This is a genomic window from Xanthomonas sp. LMC-A-07, assembly GCF_030208825.1.
GTDB classification, from domain to species: domain Bacteria; phylum Pseudomonadota; class Gammaproteobacteria; order Xanthomonadales; family Xanthomonadaceae; genus Xanthomonas; species Xanthomonas campestris.
Window position 1 is genome coordinate 18,172 of record NZ_JARVTF010000008.1, and the last position, 24,634, is coordinate 42,805.

Below are 24,634 nucleotides of genomic sequence, written 5' to 3' on the forward strand. Positions count from 1 at the left end.
ACTCTCAGCGACCAATCCATGGACACGATGGACACGCTCCGCGCCTTCCTGCGCGTTGCCGAGCTCGGCAGCTTCACCCGTGCCGCCGAAACGCTGGGCCTGCCGAAGGCCAGCGTTTCCACCGCCGTGCAGCGGCTCGAAGCCTCGCTGGGCACCCAGCTCCTGCATCGCACCACCCGCCGCGTGCAACTCACCGCCGACGGCACCGCGTTCTACCAGCGCAGCCGCGATCTGCTCGACGACATGGACGAACTGCAGGGCATGTTCCAGCGCGACCACAGCCAATTGCGCGGGCGCCTGCGCGTGGACATGTCGGCCGGCATCGCGCGGCAGTTCGTGATTCCCGCGCTGCCGGCCTTTCTTGCCCAGCATCCGCAGCTGGAGATCGAAATCAGCGGCACCGATCGCCGCGTGGACCTGGTGCGCGAGGGCTTCGATTGCGTGGTGCGGGTTGGCACGGTGGAAGACACCAGCCTGGTCGGCCGGCCGCTGGGCGTGCTGCGCATCATCAACGTGGCCAGCGCGCAATACCTGGCGCAACGTGGCGTGCCACAGACGCTTGAGGATCTGGCGCAGCACGATCTGGTGCACTACGTCTCCACGCTGGGCCAACGCTCGCCCGGGTTCGAATACCACGACGGTGCGCAGTACCACTGGCTGCCGATGCGCGGCCCGGTGACGGTGAACAACGGCGATGCCTACCTTGCCGCCGCATGTGCGGGGCTGGGCATCATCCAGGCACCGGCCAGCCCACTGCAGGCGCATCTGGACAGTGGCGCGTTGGTGGAGGTGTTGGCGCAGATGGCACCGGAGCCGATGCCGGTCACGCTGCTGTATGCGCAGCGCCGGCATCTACCGCAGCGCGTGCGTCTGTTCATGGACTGGATTGCGCAAGTGATGGCGCCGCATCTGGAGCCGCATTTGCCTTGAATTTTCATCGGCGCGGGTGTGGCGCTACAGCGCTGGCGCGCGCGCCATGTAGACGAGCTTCGGCATGCCAATCTGGCACTGCTTTAAGTGGCAACAGTGTCGCAAGCGTTCGCTTTTCGCAGAATCGCAACGCAAAAAATCCTTGTTCCTGGCTACGTGGAAAACGTCGTCGCAGTCGCAAGAGAACGATCAAGTTACAGATCATCAGCGCACAAAAAAACACAGGCATCTCTGCGAGATGCCTGTGTGATTGCCAAGCCCATCAGAGGTTGAAACGCCCCAGGTGTGCGTCGATCAGAACGTGTAGTTGAAGGTCAGCATGCCATTGCGCGATGCGCCCCATGCGCCGTAGCCGCCATTGAATTGCGCGTAGTAACGCTTGTCGAGCAGGTTGTCGACATTGAGCTGCACCGAGAACTGCGGTGACAGGCGATAGCGCGCAAACGCGCTGACCAGGGCATAGGCACTCTGCTGGAACGCGCCGTACACCGGGTCCACGTAATACGAACGGTTCTGCCAGTTGACGCCGCCGCCCACGGTCAGATCGCTCCACGCACCTTGCGGGGTGTAGCTGTTGAACAGCTTGATGGTGGTGCGCGGCAGCTGCGTATTGATCGACGTGCCGCTGGCATCGCGGGCGGTGTAATGCGAGGCACCAAAGGTGGTGTTCCAACCGGCGGTCACACGGCCGGAGATCTCGAAGTCGAAGCCTTCGCTGACCACGCCGTTGGCGGCCTCATACGCCGATTCGCTGCTACCGGGAACGAAGCCGCCGGTGGCCACGCCCAGGTTGTCTTGTTCGATGCGGAACAGGGCAAGCGAGGCGTTGAGCTTGTCGTCGAACCAGGCAGCCTTGACACCGGCTTCGTAGCCCTTGCCGGTCAACGGATCCAGGTAGCTGCCGTTGGTATCGCGCAAGGTCTGTGGGTTGAAGATTTCGGTGTAGCTGACATAGGTCGACCACACGTCGTTGATGTCGTAGACCAGGCCGGCGTACGGGGTGACTTCGGTCTGGGTGTCGGAGAACGGTACAAGCCCCTGCGCGGCATCGAAGTTACCGCCGTCGATCTGCCAGTCGGTGTAGCGCGCGCCCACCAGCAGCGTCAGCGGGTCGGCCAGCGAGAAACGGCCCGCCACGTAGGCAGCTTTTTGCTTGATCGTCCCGGTGCTCTGCACCGTGCGCGGGCTCCAGTTGGGTTCCGGATACGCGCCATTCCAGCCGAAGTAAGTATCCAGCGGCGCCGGGAAATCGAAGGTGCCGTTGTTGGTGAATTCGCGGCGGTTGTAGCTGGCACCGGCCACCAGGTGATGCTCGCGGCCAAACAGCTGGAACGGGCCTTCCGCGTACACGTCGGCGCCGTCGGCCTTGCGCTCGGTGAGGTAGTTACCCGAATACGGCACCACGCCGCCGCCGGTGGCGCGGTCGAAACCGAAGATCGTATAGAACGGATAGAACAGATGATTGGCCGCTTCGGTCTTCTCATGGCTGACATTGGCCTTGAGCGTCCAGCCGTTGTCGAAGCCCTGCTGCAGGCTGGCGAAGGTGCGCTGCAGACGCGTATCCCAGAACGTCCAGTCGGCGGCCGGATTGAACGAGCGGTCGTAATTGGTGCGCGTGCCGTCGCTGAAGAACAGCGGGAAGCCGCCCCAAGTGACGTCGTCCGATTCCTTCTTCTGGTACTCGTAGCCCACGCTCAGCAGCGTGCTATCGGTGAGGTCGGCATCGATGATCGCCGAGCCGATCTTCTTGCGCAGGTTGTAGCGGTCCATGTCCGATTCGCCGTCCTGGTAGACGCCAATCACACGTGCGCGCACATTGCCGCCGGGGCTGAGCGGCACGGTGACATCGGCCACGCTGCGGGTCTTGTTGAAATCGCCGCCGCCCACCGACACGGTGCCGGTGAACTCGCGGCTGAGCGCGTGCTTGCGCACCAGGTTGATCGAGGCGGACGGATTGCCCGAGCCGGTGAGCAGGCCGGTGGCGCCGCGCACCACTTCAACGCGGTCGTACAGGGCCACGTCCAGCGCCGAGTCGCCGTAGCTCCAGGCCTGCTCCATGTAGGCCGGGATGCCATCGAACTGATAGTTGTCGATGTAGAACCCGCGCGCGTAGAACTCCAGGCGCTCGCTGTCGCTCTGCGCCACCGAAATGCCGGTGACGTTGTTGAGCACGTCGGTGATGCTCTGCAGGTTCTGGTCGTCCATGCGGTCGCGGGTGATGACCGTGACCGACTGCGGAATCTCGCGCAGCGACAGGTTCATGCGCGTGCCGGCGGTGGTCTTCTCCACCGTGTAGCCGCGCTCGCCGGTGACGTTCACGCCATCGAGCGTGGTGACCTCGGCATCGGCATCGGCGGCGGCGGCCTCAGCAGCCGGCGCTTCGGCCAGGGCCTGGCCGGCCGTCATCGTGCACAGCGCCGCGAACAGCGCGCGCGGCAGGACATGGCGGCGTGCGCCCACGTAAGGAAGACGCATCTGGGTACTACGGTTCATCGGGGGACTCCAACGCAGACGGATTGGGCCGCACGCGATCGTAGCGCCGGCAACAAAAGGGGGGAGGAACGGGTGCCATACCACCGGCAGTGCGCCATTTTAATGGGAATGATTCACATTTTAAATAGCAAACCGGAGCTGGCTTGGCAGGTCGCCGAGAGAAGCAAGCGCTACCTGAGGCTGGTTCGTACCTGCTGGAGCGGGTCAGTCCGGCACGGTGCCGGCTCCAGCAACTCGCCACGTCGGTCGAGCCCGCGATCCCATGGCGCGGTGTCTCCACTGAATTCGCTCTGCAGATCGTATGGCGGCGTTGCCTGATTCCGCAGCTATCGAGCAAACCAAGTCCCCATGGCGCGCGTGCTTGCGACGCGCTTGTCCGCCCAGGCAGATCAGTACTCACAGCCATTGCGGCCGAGTTCGCCCATGCGCAACACTCGACGCGGATGCCGCGCACCAGCGGAACAACGGACCGTCGCCCAGCGCATGCCGGGCGCCAGCGCACCAAGGAGCATATGAACAACTTTTGGAAGGCGTTTGCATTACTGGCGCTGTGCGCGCCCGTGGTAGGTGTAGCAGCACCAAAACAATCCGCACTGGCCGACACCTGCCGGGTGCCAGGTGCGCCGGTCCATGAGGCAGGTCTTGTACAGATCGGCGGGATCCAGCAATGGGTGACGGTCGAGGGCGCCGACTGCCGCAATCCGGTGGTGTTGATCGTCCATGGCGGGCCGGGCAACCCCAATACCACATTCGCGCAGCGCCTGTTCGGCAGTTGGACGCGCGACTTCACCGTCGTGCAGTGGGATCAGCGCGGCTCGGGCAAGACCTACGCCGCCAACAAGCCTGCCGAGGGCGAAGCGCTGACCATGCAACGGCTGACGCAAGACGGTGTTGAGGTGGCGCGCCATGCGATGCAACAGCTCGGCAAGCGCAAGGTCATCCTGATGGGTGGCTCGTGGGGCTCGGCCTTGGCCGTCCACATGGCCAAGGCCAACTCTGAGCTGTTCCATGCGTATGTCGGCACCGCGCAGTTGGTCAACTACCAGGACGACGTGGCGGCCGGCTATGCCGCGACCATGCAGCTGGTGCAGGCAGCCAACGATCATGATGCGCTCGGCAAGCTCGAACAGATCGGCCCGCCGCCGTGGACCAACCCGCGCAATTTCGGGATTCTGCGGCGCGTGAGCCGCAAGTACGAAGCGTTGCGGACCGAGCCGGCGCCGGCCAACTGGTTCAGATTTGCTGCCGAGTACGACACGCCCGAGTATCGCGCGGCCTACGAGGCCGGCGAAGACTATTCCTTCCTGCAATTTGTGGGGCTGGCGGGTAATGGCATGGGGCCGCAGATCAACCTGCGCGCACTCGGGCCGGTCTTCGCAATGCCGGTCTATCTGCTACAAGGCGACCAGGATCTGGTCACGCCGCTGACGGTCAGCAAAGCGTATTTCGAAACGCTGTCAGCGCCGACCAAGGAGTTCCTGATCCTGCCGCGCACTGGCCACGACCCCAACCCGACCATGATGGACACGCAGTTGCAGGTGTTGACCACGCGGGTCCGCGCGCAGGCAGTGGCGAACGACGCGCGCTGATCCCGTCAATGCCGGGCCAAGACGCTTGCACCTCTGCGCCCGGCTTTATCGGGTGCACTTGTTTTTACGCGTTTGCAACGCTGTGCAGCTAGTGACCTCCATGCAGTGATGCATGGATCTGGGCCGCCGCCTGTGTGCGCCAGATCGACCTCTGCGTCGCCGACATGCACTGCCAGTGATTCGCCACGCCGCCACGTTTTGAGATGCACGTGGCGGTGCATGCTGCCTACCTGCAGCATCACCCATCGCGCAGACCTTCCAAGAAAAAAGCCGGCTTTCGCCGGCTTTTTTTCAATCAACACCACGACGCATTACAGCGCTTTGGCGGCCTCGACCACGTGCTCGGCCGTGATCTTGAAGTACGCATACAGCTGGTCAGCGGGTGCCGACGCGCCGAACGTGTCGATCCCGATCACCGCACCGTCCAGGCCCACGTACTTGCGCCAGAAGCCGGTCACGCCCGCTTCCACCGCCACGCGCTTGCGCACGGCATTGGGCAGCACGTGCTCGCGGTACGCGGCATCCTGGCGATCGAACACGTCGGTGGACGGCATCGACACCACGCGTGTCTTCAGCCCGGCCGCATCCAGCGTCTTCTTCGCTTCCACTGCCAGGCCCACTTCCGAGCCGGTGCCGATCAGGATCACGTCGGGCGTGCCGCCTTCGGCATCGGCCAACACGTAACCGCCACGTTCGATCAGCTTGATCTGCTCGGCGCTGCGCGGCTGGTGCTGCAGATTCTGGCGACTGAACACCAGGCAGCTCGGGCCGTCCTTGCGAGTGATCGCGGCCTTCCAGCTCACCGCCGACTCCACCGCATCGCCCGGGCGCCACACATCGTTGTTGGGGATGTAGCGCAGCGAAGCCAGGTGTTCGACCGGCTGATGGGTCGGGCCGTCTTCGCCCAGACCGATCGAGTCGTGCGTGTACACATGGATGGCATGCGCCGGATTCAACGCGCTCATGCGTACGCCGTTACGCGCGTAGTCGCTGAACACCAGGAAGGTGGCGTCAAACGGGATGAAGCCGCCATGCAGCGCCAGGCCGTTGGCAATGGCAGTCATGCCGAATTCGCGCACGCCGTAATACACGTAGTTGGCGTTCGGGTCGTCGGTGGCGACCGACTTGCTGGCCTTCCACAAGGTGAGGTTGGAATGCGCCAGATCGGCCGAGCCGCCGACCAGTTCCGGCAGCAACGGGGCGAACGCTTCGATGGCCAGCTGCGATGCCTTGCGCGAGGCGATGGTCTGGCCGTCTTCCTGCGCCTTGGCGATGTAGGCATCGGCCTGGGCGATGAAGTCGGCCGGCAGCTCGCCACGCGACCGGCGGGTCAGCTCGTCGGCCTGTTCGCCGTACTGCTTGGCGTACTTGTCGAACAGCTGCTCCCACTCGGCCTGACGCAGCGTGCCGGTGCCACCCGCGCGCCAGCCGGCATAGATCTCTTCGGGAATCTCGAACGGGCCGTACGGCCATTCCAGCGCCTTGCGCGCGCCTTCCAGCTCTTCCTTGCCCAGCGGTGCACCGTGCGAGGATTCCTTGCCCGACTTGGTGGGCGCACCGAAGCCGATCTTGGTGCGGCAGCAGATCAGCGTGGGCTTGTCGCTGTTTTCTAGCGCCGCCTCGATGGCCGCCTTGATCTTGTCGGCGTCGTGCCCGTCCACATCACGGATCACATGCCAGCCATAGGCTTCGAAGCGTGCCGGGGTGTTGTCGCTGAACCAGCCGGCAGTGTTGCCGTCGATCGAGATCTGGTTGTTGTCCCAGAACGCGACCAGCTTGCCCAGGCCCCAGGTACCGGCCAGCGAGGCGGCCTCGTGCGAGATGCCCTCCATCATGCAACCGTCGCCCATGAACACCCAGGTGCGGTGGTCGACGATTTCCAGTTCGGGCCGGTTATAACGCTGTGCCAGCAACTTCTCGGCCAGCGCGAACCCGACTGCATTGGCAAAGCCCTGCCCCAGCGGCCCGGTGGTGGTTTCCACCCCAGGCGTTTCGCTGCGCTCAGGGTGGCCGGCGGTCTTGCTGTGCAACTGACGGAACTGCTTGAGCTGCTCGATCGGCAGGTCGTACCCGGACAGGTGCAGCAGCGCGTACTGCAGCATCGACCCGTGCCCGTTGGACAGCACGAAACGGTCGCGATTGAACCACTGCGGATTGTTCGGGTTGTGCCGGAAGAAATCGTTCCACAGCACTTCGGCGATATCGGCCATGCCCATGGGCATGCCGGGGTGGCCGGACTTTGCGGCTTCGACCGCATCGGCGGCGAGGAAACGGATGGCGTTGGCCAGCTGGCGGCGGGTGGGCTGGGTCATGGGCGTCTATGGAAGCGGAGGGGAACACCGCTGGAAGCGGAGACCGGTATTCTCCCACAGAGCGTGTTAGGGGGCGGGATTCGGGAGTGGGGATTCGGGATTGGTGAAGCCCGCGCTTGGCCGGTTCGGCCTCGTCCGTATGTCCAGATGCGACCTGAGGCGGAGCACATTACGGCGCTCATGCCTGCCACGTATCGCAACGCGCGCAACAGCCCGCTTCAACAAATCCCAAATCCCGAATCCCAAATCCCCAACCTATTTCTCACCCTTAGCCACCAGCGTCGTCAACGCCAGATCGCCGGTGACATTCAGCGCGGTGCGGCACATGTCCAGGAAGTGATTGACGCCCAGGATCATGCCGATGCCGACCGGGTTGACGCCGACCATCGCGCAGATCAGCGCTACTACCGGCAGCGAGCCGGAGGGTACGCCGGCGGTGCCGATGCCGCCCAGGATGCAGACGATCATCACCATGAATTGCTGGCCGATGCTCAGGTCCACATTGAAGAACTGCGCCAGGAAGATCACCGTCACGCCTTCGAACAGCGCGGTGCCGTTCTGGTTGGCGGTGGCGCCCACGGTGAGCACGAAGCGCGAGACCCGCGGTGGCAGGCCCATCTCGTCGGCCACGCGCAAGGCGGTTGGCAGGGTCGCATTGCTGGAAGCGGTGGAGAACGCCATCAGCGTGGCCTCCTGCGTCTGCCGGAAGAAGCCGATCGGCGAACGCCCGGCGAACTTCACCGCCAGCCCGTAGCTGACCACCATGTGCAAGCCCAGCGCCAGCACCACGACGCCGACGTAGGCGCCCAGGCGAATCAGCAGATCGAAGCCGAACAACGCAGCCAGATTGAACATGAAACAGGCCACCGCGTACGGCGCCAGGCGGATCACCAGCCCGATCAAGGTCATCGAGATCTCGAAGATGCCTTCGATGCCGCGCTTGAGCGTGGCCACTTTTTCATCGGCGGTGAGCACCATGCCCACGCCAAACATCACCGCGAAGAACATCAACGACAGGATCGCGCCATTGCTCGAGGCCGCCGCAATCACGTTGTTCGGCACGATGGAAAGCAGCATGTCCATGCCCTGCGGCTGAGTGCCGGAGCTGGAGATGATCTCGCGGGTGCGGTCGGCATTTTCCTGGATCAACTGGTTGGCCAGTTGCGGGTCCACGCCTGCGCCGGGCTTGAGCACATTGACCAAAACCAAGCCCAGCAACACCGCGATGCCCGACAACACCACCGTATAGCCCAGCGTGCGCCAGCCTACCCGGCCCAACGCGCGGATGTCGCCCATTTCCGCAATGCCGACCACCAGCGCCGAAAACAGCAGCGGCACGATCAGCATGAAGATCAGATTGAGGAAGATCTGCGAGAACGGCGTGGTGACGTACTTGGTCACCAGCCGCACCCACTCGGCGTCGCTCCCGGCCAGGTAGTACACGGCCAGACCCAGCACCAGGCCGATGGCGAAGCCAATGCCCATCTTCCAATGCAGGGGCAGGCCTGGGCGGCGCGCGGCTGGGGATGCGGTCATCGGGACAGGCCTTGGTCTGGACACAAAGGCCGGAGCTTAACAAACACCACCGGCGCGGCCACCTACCCAAGGCGCCCCATGCGCCCGTCCTTAGGGTAGGCCCGCCTCTCGACACCATGTGCTCCAGACGCTGGAGCGGGCAGCAAACGGCGCTCATCTTGCACAACGTCAAGGCGCAGCCGCCCCAAGGCGCAAGCGGCACCCGCAGCAGCGCCGGTGTGCCCTACCCCGACCTGTCTTTAGTGTTGAAACGACGCACCGACCACTTTGCCAGGTCCTTGCCCGCCCACCGTCGCGGGACCTTTGGCGGCATGGATGCCGCCAAAGAGCTACAGGGACGTACTTGCGGCGTGTCCTGCGATGGTGGGCAGGCAAGGGCCCTGCAGCAGCCCCGCAGCCAGAACGCTCTGCACGCGAAGCGTCCAGCACACCTGTTTCCGCTTTTTAGTATTGAAACGACGCACCGACCACTTTGCCAAGCCCTTGCCCGCCCACCGTCGCGGGACCTTTGGCGGCATGGATGCCGCCAAAGAGCTACAGGGACGTACTTGCGGCGTGTCCCGCGACGGTGGGCGGGCAATGGCCCTGCAGCAGCCCCGCAGCCATAACGCTCTGCGCGCTCTTCATCCCGCACACCTATGCCGTACGCAGCCGAAACTCAATCAGTCATCACGCAAGACCACGCAGCAGCGCTGGCAGCGGCCGGGTCCTGCGCACCCGACTTAACCTTGCCGTGGCTCGTCTGTCGTGTCGCTGTCGCGGCAGCGCAAGCAATCAACGCGCCGGCGGATAGAGCGGTGCCAGCACCTCCGGCTCTGCTGCCGTGGCGTGATGCCAGCGCGGGCCATTGGCGAACGCCTCGCGCAAGGCAGCGCGGGCTGCAGTCACATCGCCATCGCCCCCCCAACGGGCGCGTTGCATCTGTGCCACCGCCGCGCGCTGAGCCGGGTCGCTCAAGGCTGCCAGCACACTGTCGATGTCGGCAACGCCGGCCATGCCGCACAGCACCGTGGCCACATCGTCCATGCCACCGGTATCGAGCGCACGGCGCAGGTCGGCCACGCTGTGGGTGGCGCGCCTGCCGGGCGCCGGCGCAGCAGCACCAGCACCGGCGGCCACCGTGCGCGCTCCACCGCGACGACGACACAGCGCCCAGACCAGGGTGGCAATCCACAGCACCGCGAAACCCAACGCCGCCGCGATCCAGCCCCACGGGCGCGAGGCTGCAGGGGCGCCCTGCAGGCGCAGCATGCTGGCCGCCGGCGCAGGTGCCACGGCCTCGCTAGCTGGCTGGCTGGCTGGCGAAGGCGCCGCTGCGGGCGCTGCGAATGCACCGCTGCCTGCCGCCACATCCAGCGTGAGGTCCGGCAGCGATGCCGTCTTCGCCGCTGCCGCGCCCACATCCCACCACGCCACCTGCAGGCCGGGAATCAACAGAGGACCTGCGCGATTGGGCACGATCGAATAGCGCCGCGTCAGCCGCAGCTGTGGCGAGCCGTCCACAAACCGCTCCTCGTACTGCGCCGGTTCGGCAAACACTTGCGCGTCCGGCACGCTGGGCGTGGGCAGCTCCGGGAACTGTGCCTGGGTGGCGCCGCGGGCGCTGGCTTCCACCACGATCTGCGCTGCCTCGCCGGCAGTGGCCCGCTGCGGCGTGGAGGTGTAGCGCAGCGTCAGGCTGCGCAACGGCAACCACGGCTGCGGTGCATTGGCCGGCTGCGCGCGTACCTGCAGCGGAATGCTGGCGCTGCGCGCGTTCAATTCGCCATTGCCGCGCCCGAAGTAATCGTCGAAGAACCCACCCACCGCGCGCCCGTTGAAGCGGGCCGGCGGCACCACTAGGCGGCCGCTGCGCTCGGGAACCAGCAGGTAGCGCCGCTCCACTACGTTGTACTGCCGCCCGTTGACCGCCTTGGCCGAACTCACGTCATCGCCAACGCGCTGCAGCGACGCGCCATCGGGGGCTTGCAGATCCAGTTCGCCAGAGGCCAGCTGGGTGGCGTAGTACAGCCGCACCACCACGCCCACGCTCTGCTGCACGTAGGGCTGCGGGTCGTCCACCTGGGTTTCGACGAACGCTTCTTCGTTGCCGCGCGCCGCGCTTGCGCCAGCGGCCCCCGGAGCGCCGGCATCGACAGCCGTAGCCACCACCTGCAGCCGAAGCGGCTCGGTGCGCTCGTTGCCGACCCGGATCGCCGGCACGATGATCTCGCCGGTCTGGCGTGGCGTGATCACCACCCCGAACAACGCCCGGATGGTCACCGAACCATTGGTCACCTGCATCTGCTGGTTGGCGTTCTTGGCCCCCAGCCCGAACCCACCGCGCAACGGGCTGTAATCGGGCTCGGCGCCGCGCTGGTCGGTTTCGATGTTCAAGGTCACCGCATCGCCCGCATCGATGCTGTCACGGTCCAGCCAGGCGCGCGTCACCGCCCCGGCGGGCAACGCCAGGATCGCCAAGCTGCTGCTCAGCAGCCATATCGCCACACGGCGCCAGTGCCCGTTGCCCGTCATTGTCCGTCCCGTTGCCTGCGTTCGTGTTCCAGCCTGAATTTGGCGCGCAACAGGCTGCCCGGATCATCCGGCACGCGCCGGATCCATGCATCCACCGCCTGCCGTTGCTCGCGCTGCTCCGGCGTTTCTGCCGCGGCCGCGGCGGCGGCCTGCTGCTCCTTGGTGGGCGCGCCCTTGGCACCAGCCTGCGCCATGGCCTGTTCCATCTTGCGGCGTTGCGCTGCATCGGCCTGCTGCTGGGCCTGGGCATCCGGCGTCTGCGGCGGGCTGTCGGGCTGTTTTTGCTCGCCCTGCCCCGCTGGCGACGGCTGGCCCGGCGTCTGGCCGTCCTTGGGCGGCTGCGAAGACGGCTTGCCGTCCTGGCCGCCCTTGCCATCCTGCCCGTCCTTGCCGGCAGTTTGTTCCTGCTTGCCCTGCCCGTCCTTGTTCTGATCCTGCTGTTTGTCGCCCTTGTTCTGGTCCTGCTGCGGCTTGCCCTTGCCGTCCTTGTTCTGCTGCTGACGCTTGCGCGCCGCGTCCACCGCGGCGCGGTTGGCGATGGCGTCCTGCAGCTGGGGCTGCTGCCGCAGCGCACGGTCGTAGGCGGCAATCGCATCGTCGTAGCGCCCCTGACGGGCCAGCGCATTGCCAAGGTTGTACCAGCCTTGGTCGGTGGGCACGGCCTCGAAGGCCTTCTGCGCGGCAGCGAAATCGCCCTTGCGGTAGGCCTGCACGCCGGCGTCCAGGCGTTGTTGCTGCACCTGGTCGGCGCGTTGCCACAACGTCCCTTCCGCCGCCTGCGCCGGTTCGACAAAGGGCCCGACACACAACAACGCCAGCACCATCACCGCTGCGCGCCGGCGGAACGCCAACAACGTCAGCGCCATCACCGGGAACAGTAACCAGTAGCCCTCATCGAGCCAGGTCTTGCTGCCGTTCGCGGCGGCGGCGGCGTCGGCCGCGGGTTGCTGTGCCGGGTCCAGCACGCCCAGCGCACGCAGGTCGGCATCGTCAGCGGCCAGCGGTGCATAACGGCCACCGCCCTGGCTGGCGAGATCCCGCAAGCTCGCTTCGTCCAGCCGCGCCTGCGCGATCTCACCCGATGCCGCGCGGTAGGCCGCGCCACGCGCGCTGCCCACACCCAAGGTGGAGACATTAAAACCGCGCGAGCGCGCGACCCGCGCAGCGCTTTCGGCCGACTCATCGGCACTGTCGCTCATCACCAGGATGTCGCCCTGCTTGAAGCCAGCTTGCGACAGCAGCTGCACCGCCGCCTCGATAGCGCGATCGGCACGCTTGCCATCCACCGGCATCACCGACGGCGACAACGCATCCAGGAACAGGGCCACGTTGGCCGCATCCTCGGTCAGCGGCGCCACGGTGAAACTCTCGCCCGCGTATGCCAGCAACGCCACATCGCCACCGGCACGTTCGCGCAACAGCGTGGCCAGCTTGGCGCGTGCCTGCAGCAACCGCGAGGGCGGCAAATCGTTGGCGTTGATGCTGGAGGACAGATCCAATGCCACCACCAACGGCCGGTTGGATTGATATACCGGCCGCTCGGTTTGCCGCCAACTGGGCCCACTCATCGCAACAACCGCCACGCTGTAGGCCACCACCGCGAGTACAAAACCGAACCACCCACGGCGGCCGCCGGTCACCAGCAGCTGTGGCAACAGATGCGCATCGACACTTTGCCGCCACACGTCCGCATCGCGCTGGCGCAGGAACCACAGCACCGCCGCCGGCACGATCAACACCAGCGCCCACAGCAATTGCGGACGCAGCAGATGCAGCGTGTGCAACGCGGTACTCAGCGTGTTCATCGCCATCTCCGCGGCAATGCGTAGGCCAGCAATCCGATCAGCAGTGCCGCTCCCAACGGCCAGTAATAACGCTCGACTTTCGGCTGCACCGATGGCCCCGCGGCCTTCACCGGTTCCAGGCGATCCAGCTCGGCGTAGATGCCGGCCAGTTCCTCGGTATCGCGGGCTCGGAAGAAGCGCCCACCGGTCTGCTCGGCAATCTTGCGCAGGCCGTCTTCATCGATATCGTCGCCGCCACCGGCCGGAATCGGCACACCGAACAACGAATAGCTCCCGCTGCCACCGAAGGCGATGGTGTGCACGCGCATGCTCTCGGCCTTGGCAAGCTCGGCCGCCTTCAGTGGGTTGAGGACACCAGCGGTGTTGACGCCGTCAGTGAGCAGCACCACGACACGCTGGCCCTGGCGCTGCTCGCGCAGACGCTTGACCGACAAGGCAATGGCATCGCCGATCGCGGTTTCGCGCCCGGCCAGGCCCACCACGCTGTCAGCCAGCTGATCGCGCACGCTGGTGAGGTCGGCGGTCAGCGGCGTCAACGCATAGGCGCGCTGCCCGAATACCAGCAGGCCCACCCGGTCGCCTTCGCGCCGGTCCAGAAAGTCCGAGAGCACCGCCTTGGCCGCGGTCAGGCGGTCCACCACGTTGCCGCCCAGCACCATGTCCGGTTCGCTCATGCTGCCGGACAGGTCCACCGCCAGCATCATCTGGCGTGCCTCCCGCGGCGGCTGGATCACATCGCCCAGTTGTTGCGGACGCGCCAGCGCGGCACACAGCAAAAACCATCCCAGCCATGCCAGCCAGCGCGGCGCACGCAGCGATGGAATGCGTGGCGCACTCACCATCGCACGCAGCTGCTGGGCATACGGCACGCGCAATGCTGATGCCTGCGTGCGCCGCTGCGGCCAGAACCACATCAGCAACGGCAGCGGCATCAACCACCAGGCCCACGGCCACGCGCAGTGCGCCAGTGCATCCTGCCACTGCGACCACTGCAGCCAGTTCATCGCCGCCCCTGCATCAGGCGAAGGAAGCGCTGGCGTGCCAGCTGCTCCACCGCCGCAAGATCGCTCACTGCCGGGTCACGTTGAAACCCACCGTCCAGCAACACACGGCCGGGCCCCTGCGAAAACGCATGGCCGTTGCGGCCATCCAGCAATTGCAGCCAGGCCTCGCCCTGCAGCCGATCGGCCTGCGGGTCGATCGTACGCGCGGCACGCCGCAGCAACGCCGACAGCGCCGCCAGCCGCTGCGCTGGCGTGCTGGCCGCCTGCAGCGCAGCGTCGAAGGTCGCCGCCCAGCGTTGGGCACGCCGGTGGCGACGCCACCACCACAAAGCCAACGTGCCCAGCACCAGAACGATTGCCGCGATCACCAGCCACCAGCCCAAGGCCAGCGGCCACCACGACGGTGACGGCGGCAGGTGCACATCGCGCAGCGGAAGGGTGTCGGGCGTCATCGCGATGACTCCCGCACCGAAGAGATGCCGCCGCCCAGCCAGGCATCACTGGCATCGGCCGTGGACAGACGGTGCAGGCGCACACCACGGGCCTGCAGCAGCGTGGACAACCGTTCCAGCGGCGCGACGAATTCGGCATTCCACTGCGCGCGCCCGGCCTGCGTGGTGAGGTCCACGGTGATCCGTTGCCCGCCTGCGTCGAAGGTGAGCGCGCGCGCGGGCGGTGCCAGCTCCAGTGGATCCACCAGCACGATCACCACCACCTCGTGATGCAGGGCGAGCCCCGACCAGCGCGACTCCGGCACCGCGGCGGCACTGCGTGCATCGGCAAGCACGGTGAGGCGCGCGCCCGGGCGCAACAGACGTGCCGCATGGTCGAGCCCGACCTGCAACCCGGCATCATCGGCCGGCGGCTGCGCATACCAACGCGCCAAGGCATCCAGTACCGGCAACACCCCGCGCTGCCCGGCGCGTGGCGCGATCGGTGCTTCGCTCGCGGTGCCACGCAACGCGGCAATCCGGTCGCCCTGCCGCTGCGCCAGCCAGGCCGCCACGGCACCGGCGCGTGCCGCCTGCACCGACTTGTAGCGCACACGGGTGCCGAAGAAGAGCGCGGGCGCGGTGTCGGCCACGATCAGGCTCAACCGCTCACGTTCGGCCTGAAACAACTTGGTGTGCGCGCGTCCGGTGCGTGCGGTGACGCGCCAGTCGATATGCCGCGCATCATCGCCGGCCACGTACTCGCGCGACTCGGCGTATTCCATGCCACGCCCGCGTGTTGCCGCCGGCACCGGACCCACCAACCCATGGCGGCCACGGCCCGGTTGATGCCGCTGGCGAGCGGCACCGCGCAACGCAATCAACTCGGCCAGCTGCGGACGCACGCCATCGCCAGCGACGGACAACGGGGCAGCAGCAGACGGCGAGGACGGCATCGAGGCGATCGGCTTCGGGCGAAAGGGCGGCATACCGCAGCGACGCTACCCGATCAGGGCAGCGGAATCTTTTCCAACAGCGCGGCGACCAGACGTTCGCCATCCCAGCCTTCGGCGGTGGCTTCGTAGCTGGGCAGCACGCGATGGCGCAGCACGTCCGGCGCGATGGCGCGGATATCGTCCGGGGTCACGTAATCGCGGCCGGCCAACCACGCACGTGCGCGCGCGCAACGCTCCAGCGCGATCGATCCACGCGGGCTTGCGCCCCAGGCGATACGCCGCGCCAGCGCAGGGTCGTAACGCTGCGCATCGCGCGACGCCAGCACGATCTCGATCAGGTAGCGCTCGAGCTGCGGCGCAAGATGCACATCCAGCACCACGCGGCGTGCGGCGAACACATCCTCCAGCGGAATCTTGTCCGGCACCGTCGCATGCTTTTCCAGCGTGTCGCGTGCGGTTTCACGCGCCAGGCGCAGGATCTCGGCCTCCGCATCGGCCTGCGGATACCCGATCCGCACATGCATCAGAAAGCGGTCCAACTGCGCCTCGGGCAGCGGGAACGTACCCTCCTGCTCGATCGGATTCTGCGTCGCCATCACCAAGAACAGCTGCGGCAAGGCATAGGTATGCCGGCCCACCGTGACCTGCCGCTCGCCCATCGCTTCCAGCAGCGCCGACTGCACCTTGGCCGGCGCACGGTTGATTTCATCGGCGAGCAAAATCGGATGAAAGATCGGCCCGGGCATGAACTCGAAGCGCCCTTCCTGCGGCCGCCAGATCTCGGTGCCGGTCAGATCGGCCGGCAGCAGGTCCGGCGTGAACTGGACGCGCGCAAAATCGGTTTCCAGCCGTGAGGCCAGTGCGCGGATGGCGGTGGTCTTAGCCAGGCCGGGCGCGCCCTCCACCAACAGGTGGCCGTCGGCCAGCAAGGCGATCAGCAGCCGCTCGACCAACGCGGACTGCCCCACGATGCGTTGCGCCAGCGACTCGCGCAGCGCGGTGAATTGACCATGCAGCCGATCCTCGGCGGGCGCGGCGGCGGCTTCTGGCGGAAGGAGCGGCGGTGCGTTCATAGACCCAGTGTGACCGATTCGAACGCGATTGGTTCACTGTGCGGGCGGAAGATGTTCAGTGAGTGACCGGGGTCATGCTCGCCCGAGGGCCCCGGCCTGCGTGATCATGCATCCATCGGCTCGCAGGCCGCCATGGGGACAAGCAGTTGGATGGGCCCTGATGCACGTATCGCGGGCAGAGCAAGTACGTCACTTGCAGTTGTGTTTTGAGAGCACTTCACAGACTGCTAAAAAGAAGAAGGCCGCTTCCGCGGCCTTCTTCTATTGCCAACGCGTTTACCGCGCGGCGCTCGCAACCCGCAGAACCTTCGGAGTGACGAAGACCAGCAGCTCGGCTTTTTCCTTGCTGCGTCCACGCTTCTTGAACAGGTTTCCCAGGAACGGGATGTCACCAAGGAACGGCACCTTCGCCACGCTCTCACGATCGGTAAATTCGTAGACACCACCGATCACCACCGTCTCGCCGTCGGCTACCAGGACTGCCGTGTTGACTTCGCGGCGATTGATTTCCGGCACGGTGCCGTATTGCGGCAAGGTGATGAAACGAGCAACTTCGTCCTTCTTGACATTCATGTTGAGGAAGACGCGGTTGTCGTTGGTGATCGTGGGCGTGACCTTCAGTTCGAGCAGGACTTCCTTGAACTGCACGTTGGCCTGCGAGCCCCCCCCTGCAACGCCGGCACCGCTGATGGTCACATAGCCGATTTCCCGGCCCTGCTTGATCACGCCCTCGCGCTGGTTGGCGGTCACGATGCGCGGGTTGGACACAACCTCGCCTCGGCCTTCTTCCTGCATCGCCGACAGCTCGATGTCCAGGTTGAAGTGCGAACCCAACAACGTGTACGCAAGACCGGCTGCACCGCTATTGGTAAAGCCACCTGCGCCTAGATCGACGTTCAATCCCGAGGGGAAAAGATGCGCCGGCAGCGTTGTAACCTCACCGCCGTTAGCTTGCTCTAAACGAGATTGTGCCGAGGTGTTGAGGTAGTTGACGTTGCTTTCCAGGGAACCACTCAAAATACCCCGACCTGTCGCTCCGGTCACACCAAAACGCGCCCCCAGATCCCGCGCGAACGTATCGGTAGCAATCACGATCCGGCTTTCGATCAGCACCTGATCCACCGGACGATCGATATGCGAAATCAGCTCGCGCATCTGCGCGACCTTCTTCGGGATATCGCTGATCATCAAGGTGTTGGTGCGCTCGTCGGCCACCAGGCGACCGCGCGGCGAGAGGAAGCCATTGTCCTGCTGCCCGGCACCACCCTGACCGCCCTGGCCACCGCCACCGCCACCGCCACCGCCACCAATGCCCTTGGCCTCGGTCAGCGCTTTAAAGATCACCGCGGCATTGTGGTAATTGATCTGCACATAATCGGTGATCAGGTCTTCGCGGTTCTCAATCGCGATGCGGGCGTCTTCCTTGTCCTGTTCGAACTTGGCCAGCTCAGGCTGCGGGGCAACCCAGACCACGCCGCCATCGCGGCGCTTGTCCAGGCCTTTGGCGCGCAGCACGATGTCCAGTGCCTGGTCCCACGGCACGTTCATCAGGCGCAGCGTGACATTGCCCTGCACCGTATCGGAAGCCACGATGTTGAGGTTGGATTCCTCGGCGATCAGCTGCAGCACGGTGCGCACCGGCACGTCCTGGAAGTTGAAGGTCACCGGGCGGCCGCTGTAGCCGCGCGCGGCGATCTGCGCGGCAGCCTGCGTCACCGCGCTGGCGCTCACGCCGCCAACGGCCGGCTGGCCCTTGCGCGGGGTGATTTCCACCACGTATTCGTTGCCGGTCTGGTAGGCCAGCGAGTCGAATGCACCCTTGGTCGACAGCACCAGCTGCGAGCCGCCACCGGATGGCTTGACCTCGACGCGCTGCACCGGGGTGGCGAAGTCGGTCACGTTGAGCGGGCGCTGCAGTTCCGCAGGCAGGCGAGCATTGCTGATGTCGACCAGCACGTTGTCGCCCTGCGTGCGCAGGTCGGGGCTGGCGCCCTGGCCATCGAACTGCAGGATCAGGCGGCCTGCGCCGTCATCGCCGCGCTTGAAGTCGATCTTGGAGACCGCCAGGCTGGCCGGAGCGGTCTTGGCCGGATCCTGCGCAGGCTGGGCCAGCGCGGCGGCGGCAAACGAACTGCCGCTCGCGAGCGCCAGCGCGAACCCCAGCGCGCAGGCCCGGAGCATTGCCTGGCGCCGGACCGGACGCAGGCGCTGGGCGTTGGAAAAAGTCATCGTGCTATCCCCTATCACTTTATTGATCATCCAATGCGAGCGCGGCAGGCCGTTCCAGCCACCCACCCGCACCGTCCGGTACAAGTTCAATCAGCTCGATGCGGTCTTCGTAGACCCCGGTCACCCGGCCATCGCTCTGCCCCAGATACACACCCGGCCGCACCCGGTAGGTCACCTTGTCAGGTGCCATGACCAATGCGATCAGGCCCGAGCCACCTCCAATGGTCCCCACCATGTCGAGGGCATCGAGCGGGAAGGCTTCCAACGGCTCCTTGCGCCGGTTCGGATCCGGACGCGTGCCATTGCCGCCTTCCGCGCTGACCCAGGCATCGCTGAACGGGTCGCGCATCACTTGCGCCGCGTATTCGAACGTCTCGAACTGCTGCATCACCGGCAACGGCTCCAGCGGAGGCGCAGGACGCGCACGCACTTCGGCCACCCACGCTTCCAGATTCGGCGCATCGCCCGGGGTGCTGGTCACACCGCGGGTGCACGCCGGCAACACTGCAATTAGCGCCACGCAGGACAGGATCTTGAGCAATTTCATGGTCATTGGCCGCCCTTCTTCGCCGCGTCGGCCGCAGCCTTCTCCTGCTCGGCCATTTCCTCATCGTCCAGATAACGATAGGTCTTGACCGTGCCGGACAGCTCCAGCGCACCCCGTGGGGTGATGCCGGCCTTGGCGTCCTTGGGCTTGAGATTGATGTCGTGCATGGTCAGGATCACCACGCGCGGCAGCGAGGCCACACCGCTGACGAAGGCGCCGAACTGGTGGTAGCTGCCCACCATGCGCAGGGCGATCGGCTTCTCGGCGTAGAACTCCTTCGGCGATTCCGGACCCGGCTGGAACAGCTCGTTGGACAGGCCACTGGACAGCGCGGTCTGCGAGATGTCGATGATCAGGTCCGGCATTTCGGTCTTGCTGGGCAGCTGGCGCAGCATCTGCTGCAGCACCTGCTCCATCTGTGCGAGCTGCTGCTTGAGCGGCTCCAGATTTACCGCACGGCCCTGCTGGGTCTCGAACTCGGTGCGCAGCTGCGTTTCGGTGCCTTCCAGGCCTTCGAGTTCATCGCGCTTGCTGCTGATCAACAGGAACCAGGCCAACACCATGATGAACAGGCCGACGACCACGCAGAACACGATGCGCGCCTGCTGCGGCCAGCCGCCGATGTTGTTGAAGTCCAGATCGCTGAGCTTGAATGATTTCTTACTCATGACGCCGCCCCCTCCTGCGGCCGAGTGGCTTGCGCCGGTGCCGCTTGTGCGGGTGCAGGCGCGACCGATGCGGCCGGCGCAGGCGTTGTTGCCGGTGTCGCTGCCGGTGCAGGCGCTGCGCCGGCCGGCGTGGCCGCCGGGGTTGCGCCCGGTGCCTGGCCGTCAACCGGCGCGGGACCGTTCTTGTCGGCCTCGTTCGGGTTGGCCAGCTTGACCTTCAGCGTGAACACGTACGGCAAGGTCTTGGTGTCCATCGAGGAAGCCGCAGGCTGGCCGGCGGCCTTGTCCTGGCTCTTGGCCTCGATGATCGACAGGTCCGGATTGGTCATCCAGCCCGAGCCTTCCAGGTTGCGCATGTAGGCACTGACGCGCGCGTTGGACTGCGAGCGCCCTTCCAGCGTGAGGATGTCGCCATCCTGCTTGATGTTGGTCAGCGCCACGCCATCGGGAATGGTGCGCACCAGCGAATCGAACAGGTGCACCATCTGCGAGCGATTGGCCTGCAGTTCCTCGATGACCTTCTTGCGCGCCAGCAGGCGGTCCTTCTTCTTGTCGAGTTCCTTGATCTCTTCGTTCTGCGCCTTGACCTTGTCGATCTCGGTGGTCAGGAACGCGTTGCGCTCGGTCTGCCCGCTGATCTGCCCGTCGTAGTAGAACCAGATCAGCCCCGACAACACCACGCCAGCGAGCGCGGCGAAGCCGAGCATCGAATAGAACTCACGCTCGCGCGCCTTCCGGCGCTCGGCGCGCCAGGGCAATAGATTGATTCTTGCCATCAGTCAAAGCTCCTCAGGGCCAGGCCGGTGGCAATCATCAATGCAGGCGCATCCAGCGCCAGCGCATGGGCCTGAACCTTCGGGCCCAGCGTCATCTGTGCCAGCGGGTTGGCGACCACGGTGGTCACGCCCAGCTGTTCTTCCACCATCTCCGGCAGGCGCGACAACGCGGCGCAGCCGCCTGCCAGCACGATGCAATCGACGCGATTGAACTCGCTGCCCGCATAGAAGAACTGCAACAGGCGGCTGATCTGCTGCACCGTCGCTTCCTTGAACGGCTCCAGCACTTCGACCTCGTAGCTCTCCGGCAAACCGCCCTGACGCTTGGCCAGGCCAGCTTCTTCATAGGTCAGGCCGTAGCGGCGCATCACTTCGTCGGTGAGCTGCTTGCCACCGAACACCTGCTCGCGGCTGTAGAGGCTGCGCCCGGAGCGCAGCACGCTCAACGTGGTCATGGTCGCGCCGATGTCCACCAGCGCCACCACCGCATCGGCGGCAACCGGCAATTCGCTGGCAACCAGGGCGAAGGCGTTCTCGACCGCAAAGGCCTCCACGTCCATCACCTTGGCGACCAGGCCGCCGAGCTCCAGCGCCGATTGGCGCAGCTCGACGTTCTCCGAACGCGACGCCGCCAGCAGCACCTGGACCATGTCCGGGCTGTTGGGCATCGGGCCGAGCACCTCGAAATCGAGATTCACTTCCTCGATCGGGTACGGGATGTAGTTGGTGGCTTCCAGCTCGACCTGGGCTTCCAGATCGCTATCGTCCAGATCCGCCGGCATGGGGATCAGCTTGGTGATCACCGCCGAGCCAGCCACGGCCGCTGCCGCGTTCTTGGCCTTGCTGCCGGAACGGTTGATGGCGCGGCGAATGGCTTCGCCCACCGCTTCGACTTCGACGATGTTCTTTTCCACCACCGCATTCGGCGGCAACGGTTCCACAGCGTAATGTTCCACGCGAAAACGATTTCCGCTGCGCGACAGCTGCAATAGCTTGACCGCAGTGGAACTGATGTCGACACCAATAAGTGGCGACTGACTCTTGGGTAAAAGCCCCACGGAAACTCCCCTGCCGACGGGCACTTGGACGCATGTGTTGCGTCCTCGCATTAATAATCAAATTTTAACAGTTGACAACCCCTTCACGCACGAAGCAATGGCTCCATGACGTGACCCCAGTGGTGTCTTCTGCGATCCCCAGAGTTCGGCCCCAGCCAAACCCGGCGTCATCTATACTCTGTGACCAAGAAATCTGCAATCGGAATCTCTCTTACATGCCCCGTATTCGCCGTTGGCTGGGCTGGATCCTGGCCACGCTCGTCGTGCTTGCCGTGCTTGGTGCTATTGCCGCCGGCGGCTTGTACTACGCCATTTCCTCCAAGTTGCCGGACGTGCAATCACTCAAGCAGGTCGAACTGCAGGAGCCGATGTACGTGTACTCGAGCGATGGCCGGCTGATGGCCGTCTATGGCGAGACGCGCCGCTACCCCATCCAGATGAAGGAGGTTCCGGAGCGGCTCAAGCAGGCGTTCCTGGCCACCGAGGATGCGCGCTTCTACGAGCATGGCGGCGTGGACTACAAGGGCATCGCCCGCGCGGTCTGGCTGCTGGCCAGTACCGACGCCAAGCGTGTGCCGGGTGGCTCGACCATCACCCAGCAGGTGGCCCGGCAGTTCTTTCTCAATTCCGAATACAGCTACACCCGCAAGCTGGCCGAGATCCTGCTGGCGCGCAAGATCGAGGGCGAGCTGACCAAGGACGAGATCTTCGAGCTGTATTTGAACAAGAGCTTCTTCGGTAACCGCGCGTACGGCGTGGGCGCTGCGGCCGAGTACTACTACGGCAAGAAGATGGCCGACCTGAGCCTGGACGAGATGGCCTCGCTGGCCGGCATCCCCAAGTTCCCGTCCAGCGGCAACCCGATCAGCAACCCCGAGCGCGCGCGCGAACGCCGCGACTACTACGTGCTGCAGCGCATGGCCGACCTGGGCTTCGTCACCCAGGCCGAGGCCGACGCGGCCAAGGCGGTGCCGATGCACGCCAAGCCGCATGAGCCGCCGGTGGAGGTCTATGCCCCATATGTGGCCGAGCTGGTGCGCCAGGAAATGATCGCCAAGTACGGCGGCGACGTGCTCAACAAGGGCTACCACGTCACCACCACCATCGATTCCACTTTGCAGACCGGCGCCGATGCGGCGGTTGCCGAAGGCCTGCGCCTGTACGACCACCGCCATGGCTGGCACGGCGTGGAGCAGCACTTCGACGTGGCCGCCGATGCGGATGCGCCGGCCCTGGCCAAGCATCTGTCGGGCGTGTTCACCCAAGGCGGCCTGCGCGCCGTGATCGTGGCGCGCACCAACGCCGACGGCGGTGTGACCGTTGTGCAGAGCGACAAGACCGAGCTGACCTTGCCGGCCAGCGCCAGCCGCTGGACCAACAAGACCCCGGCCAAGCTGCTGACCCGCGGCGACCTGACCCGCATCCGTGCCGGCGAAAAGGACGGCGAGTGGATCATCGATCAGCTGCCGCGCGGCCAGGCCGCGTTGGTGTCGCTGGACGCCAACAGTGGCGCGTTGCGCGCCCTGGTCGGCGGCTTCAGCTTTGCCGGCAACAAGTTCAACCGCGCCACCCAGGCACGGCGCCAGCCGGGCTCGAGCTTCAAGCCGTTCGTGTATGCGGCGGCCTTCGAGAAGGGCTTCAACCCGGCCTCGATTGTGCTGGATGCACCGGTGGTGTTCCGCGACCGCCGCGGCAAGACCTGGTCGCCGCAGAACGATGGCGGCGGCTTCCGTGGGCCGATGCGCCTGCGTGAGGCGCTTGTGCAGTCGCGCAATCTGGTGTCGGTGCGCTTGCTGGATGCAATCAGCGTCGATTTCGCGCGCAAGTACATCAGCCAGTTCGGCTTCCAGGAGGCCGAGCTGCCGCCCAACCTGTCCATGTCGCTGGGCACCGCATCGCTGACGCCGCTGTCGGTGGCACGCGGCTACGCGGTGTTCGCCAATGGCGGCTCGCGTGTGGACACCTGGATCGTGGACGAGGTGAAGGACCGCGACGGCAATGTGGTCTTCAAGGAAGTGCCCGCTGTGGCCTGCCGCACCTGCGCCACGCAGGGAGGCACCGCCGCCCCGGTCAGCCAGGTGGTGGATGGCTTCAACTTCGGCGCGCCCGCGCTGCCCAAGTCGATCGAGCCAGCCGCCGCGACGCCTGCCACGCCTGCGGAAACTACCCCCGCAGCCACCGCCGAAACCAAGATCGCGCCCCGCGCCATCGACGAGCGCACTGCGTATCAGCTGGTCTCGATGATGCGCGACGTGGTCCAGCGCGGCACCGGCACCGCGGCCAAGGTGCTGGGACGCGAAGATGTGGGTGGCAAGACCGGCTCCACCAACGATCACCGCGACGCTTGGTTCTCCGGTTTTGGCGGCCCGTATGCCACCACGGTGTGGGTTGGTCGCGACGACTTCCGCTCGCTGGGGTATCGCGAATACGGCGGCAAGGCCGCGCTGCCGATCTGGATCGACTACATGCGCGTGGCCTTGAAGGACAAACCGATCGCAGCCAACGACCCGCCCGATGGCATGACCCAGGCCACCATCAATGGCGCGGTGGAGTGGGTCAAGAACGAAGACCTCGACCGTCTGCAGGATTACGACTACGGTCTGCAGGAACAGCAGGACGAGAAGGCATTCGACATCTTCTAAGCTGTTCCAGACGGTGTGATGCCAGCAGCGGAGCCCAGGTGGCTCCGTTGTTTTTTTTGGGCAAGCGATTG

17 protein-coding genes are annotated in these 24,634 nt (G+C 65.6%); 3 read left to right on the forward strand and 14 right to left on the reverse strand.

Annotated features, from left to right (window positions below):
- Nucleotides 1-18 precede the first annotated feature (18 nt).
- Nucleotides 19-930, forward strand: coding sequence for a LysR family transcriptional regulator (locus QRM89_RS07615; RefSeq protein ID WP_115006788.1), 912 nt, complete (start codon nt 19-21; stop codon nt 928-930).
- Nucleotides 931-1,224: 294 nt separating this feature from the next.
- Here QRM89_RS07615 and fhuE read toward each other — a convergent pair whose 3' ends face one another.
- The gene (gene fhuE / locus QRM89_RS07620; RefSeq protein ID WP_285447707.1) at nt 1,225-3,423 is read right to left on the reverse strand and encodes a ferric-rhodotorulic acid/ferric-coprogen receptor FhuE; all 2,199 of its coding nucleotides are present in this window, start codon (nt 3,421-3,423) and stop codon (nt 1,225-1,227) included.
- Between the two features lie 593 nt (nt 3,424-4,016).
- On the opposite strand from fhuE, the gene QRM89_RS07625 reads away from it, so the two are divergent.
- Nucleotides 4,017-5,012 (forward strand): alpha/beta hydrolase, encoded by a 996-nt coding sequence (locus tag QRM89_RS07625; RefSeq protein WP_285447956.1) that lies wholly within the window; start codon nt 4,017-4,019, stop codon nt 5,010-5,012.
- A 311-nt stretch (nt 5,013-5,323) separates the two neighbouring features.
- Here QRM89_RS07625 and tkt read toward each other — a convergent pair whose 3' ends face one another.
- The 13 genes from tkt to QRM89_RS07690 form a co-directional block, all read right to left on the reverse strand.
- Nucleotides 5,324-7,324 carry a transketolase gene (tkt, locus tag QRM89_RS07630; protein ID WP_042594981.1) on the reverse strand — a complete coding sequence of 667 codons (2,001 nt, stop codon included), beginning with the start codon at nt 7,322-7,324 and terminating at the stop codon, nt 5,324-5,326.
- Between the two features lie 255 nt (nt 7,325-7,579).
- On the reverse strand, nt 7,580-8,860 hold the full coding sequence (locus tag QRM89_RS07635) for a dicarboxylate/amino acid:cation symporter (protein ID WP_192883978.1): 1,281 nt from the start codon (nt 8,858-8,860) through the stop codon (nt 7,580-7,582).
- A 774-nt stretch (nt 8,861-9,634) separates the two neighbouring features.
- Nucleotides 9,635-11,374: a BatD family protein gene (locus QRM89_RS07640; protein WP_285447708.1), complete on the reverse strand. Its 1,740-nt coding sequence runs from the start codon at nt 11,372-11,374 to the stop codon at nt 9,635-9,637.
- Nucleotides 11,371-13,185, reverse strand: a complete 1,815-nt coding sequence (locus QRM89_RS07645) for a VWA domain-containing protein (RefSeq protein WP_285447709.1) — start codon at nt 13,183-13,185, stop codon at nt 11,371-11,373. The genes QRM89_RS07640 and QRM89_RS07645 overlap by 4 nt, the downstream gene beginning before the upstream one ends.
- Nucleotides 13,176-14,183, reverse strand: coding sequence for a VWA domain-containing protein (locus tag QRM89_RS07650; RefSeq protein WP_285447710.1), 1,008 nt, complete (start codon nt 14,181-14,183; stop codon nt 13,176-13,178). Before QRM89_RS07650 ends, QRM89_RS07645 begins: the two co-directional genes overlap by 10 nt.
- The gene (locus QRM89_RS07655) at nt 14,180-14,635 is read right to left on the reverse strand and encodes a DUF4381 domain-containing protein (protein WP_115571806.1); all 456 of its coding nucleotides are present in this window, start codon (nt 14,633-14,635) and stop codon (nt 14,180-14,182) included. The genes QRM89_RS07650 and QRM89_RS07655 overlap by 4 nt, the downstream gene beginning before the upstream one ends.
- Nucleotides 14,632-15,603, reverse strand: coding sequence for a DUF58 domain-containing protein (locus QRM89_RS07660; RefSeq protein WP_274390800.1), 972 nt, complete (start codon nt 15,601-15,603; stop codon nt 14,632-14,634). The genes QRM89_RS07655 and QRM89_RS07660 overlap by 4 nt, the downstream gene beginning before the upstream one ends.
- Before the next feature lie 20 nt (nt 15,604-15,623).
- The gene (locus tag QRM89_RS07665) at nt 15,624-16,643 is read right to left on the reverse strand and encodes a MoxR family ATPase (protein ID WP_011038330.1); all 1,020 of its coding nucleotides are present in this window, start codon (nt 16,641-16,643) and stop codon (nt 15,624-15,626) included.
- Nucleotides 16,644-16,919: 276 nt separating this feature from the next.
- Nucleotides 16,920-18,872 (reverse strand): type IV pilus secretin PilQ family protein, encoded by a 1,953-nt coding sequence (locus tag QRM89_RS07670; protein ID WP_285447711.1) that lies wholly within the window; start codon nt 18,870-18,872, stop codon nt 16,920-16,922.
- A 19-nt stretch (nt 18,873-18,891) separates the two neighbouring features.
- Nucleotides 18,892-19,425, reverse strand: coding sequence for a pilus assembly protein PilP (locus QRM89_RS07675; protein ID WP_011038332.1), 534 nt, complete (start codon nt 19,423-19,425; stop codon nt 18,892-18,894).
- On the reverse strand, nt 19,422-20,087 hold the full coding sequence (locus QRM89_RS07680) for a type 4a pilus biogenesis protein PilO (RefSeq protein WP_011038333.1): 666 nt from the start codon (nt 20,085-20,087) through the stop codon (nt 19,422-19,424). Before QRM89_RS07680 ends, QRM89_RS07675 begins: the two co-directional genes overlap by 4 nt.
- Nucleotides 20,084-20,863 (reverse strand): PilN domain-containing protein, encoded by a 780-nt coding sequence (locus tag QRM89_RS07685; protein WP_285447712.1) that lies wholly within the window; start codon nt 20,861-20,863, stop codon nt 20,084-20,086. The genes QRM89_RS07680 and QRM89_RS07685 overlap by 4 nt, the downstream gene beginning before the upstream one ends.
- A complete protein-coding gene (locus QRM89_RS07690) occupies nt 20,863-21,921 on the reverse strand; it encodes a pilus assembly protein PilM (protein WP_016944654.1) in 1,059 nt (352 codons plus the stop codon). The genes QRM89_RS07685 and QRM89_RS07690 overlap by 1 nt, the downstream gene beginning before the upstream one ends.
- A gap of 215 nt (nt 21,922-22,136) precedes the next feature.
- Between QRM89_RS07690 and QRM89_RS07695 the strand changes: the two genes are divergently transcribed.
- Complete coding sequence (locus QRM89_RS07695) at nt 22,137-24,563, forward strand: penicillin-binding protein 1A (RefSeq protein WP_019237291.1); 2,427 nt, start codon at nt 22,137-22,139, stop codon at nt 24,561-24,563.
- The last annotated feature ends 71 nt before the right edge of the window (nt 24,564-24,634 follow it).

Excerpts from the sequence above, each read along its gene's own strand:
- QRM89_RS07615 (WP_115006788.1), top strand. The coding sequence starts at position 19 with ATGGACACGATGGACACGCTCCGCGCCTTCCTGCGCGTTGCCGAGCTC.
- fhuE (WP_285447707.1), bottom strand. The coding sequence starts at position 3,423 with ATGAACCGTAGTACCCAGATGCGTCTTCCTTACGTGGGCGCACGCCGC.
- tkt (WP_042594981.1), bottom strand. The coding sequence starts at position 7,324 with ATGACCCAGCCCACCCGCCGCCAGCTGGCCAACGCCATCCGTTTCCTC.
- QRM89_RS07635 (WP_192883978.1), bottom strand. The coding sequence starts at position 8,860 with ATGACCGCATCCCCAGCCGCGCGCCGCCCAGGCCTGCCCCTGCATTGG.
- QRM89_RS07640 (WP_285447708.1), bottom strand. The coding sequence starts at position 11,374 with ATGACGGGCAACGGGCACTGGCGCCGTGTGGCGATATGGCTGCTGAGC.
- QRM89_RS07645 (WP_285447709.1), bottom strand. The coding sequence starts at position 13,185 with ATGGCGATGAACACGCTGAGTACCGCGTTGCACACGCTGCATCTGCTG.
- QRM89_RS07650 (WP_285447710.1), bottom strand. The coding sequence starts at position 14,183 with ATGAACTGGCTGCAGTGGTCGCAGTGGCAGGATGCACTGGCGCACTGC.
- QRM89_RS07655 (WP_115571806.1), bottom strand. The coding sequence starts at position 14,635 with ATGACGCCCGACACCCTTCCGCTGCGCGATGTGCACCTGCCGCCGTCA.
- QRM89_RS07660 (WP_274390800.1), bottom strand. The coding sequence starts at position 15,603 with ATGCCGCCCTTTCGCCCGAAGCCGATCGCCTCGATGCCGTCCTCGCCG.
- QRM89_RS07665 (WP_011038330.1), bottom strand. The coding sequence starts at position 16,643 with ATGAACGCACCGCCGCTCCTTCCGCCAGAAGCCGCCGCCGCGCCCGCC.
- QRM89_RS07670 (WP_285447711.1), bottom strand. The coding sequence starts at position 18,872 with ATGACTTTTTCCAACGCCCAGCGCCTGCGTCCGGTCCGGCGCCAGGCA.
- QRM89_RS07675 (WP_011038332.1), bottom strand. The coding sequence starts at position 19,425 with ATGACCATGAAATTGCTCAAGATCCTGTCCTGCGTGGCGCTAATTGCA.
- QRM89_RS07680 (WP_011038333.1), bottom strand. The coding sequence starts at position 20,087 with ATGAGTAAGAAATCATTCAAGCTCAGCGATCTGGACTTCAACAACATC.
- QRM89_RS07685 (WP_285447712.1), bottom strand. The coding sequence starts at position 20,863 with ATGGCAAGAATCAATCTATTGCCCTGGCGCGCCGAGCGCCGGAAGGCG.
- QRM89_RS07695 (WP_019237291.1), top strand. The coding sequence starts at position 22,137 with ATGCCCCGTATTCGCCGTTGGCTGGGCTGGATCCTGGCCACGCTCGTC.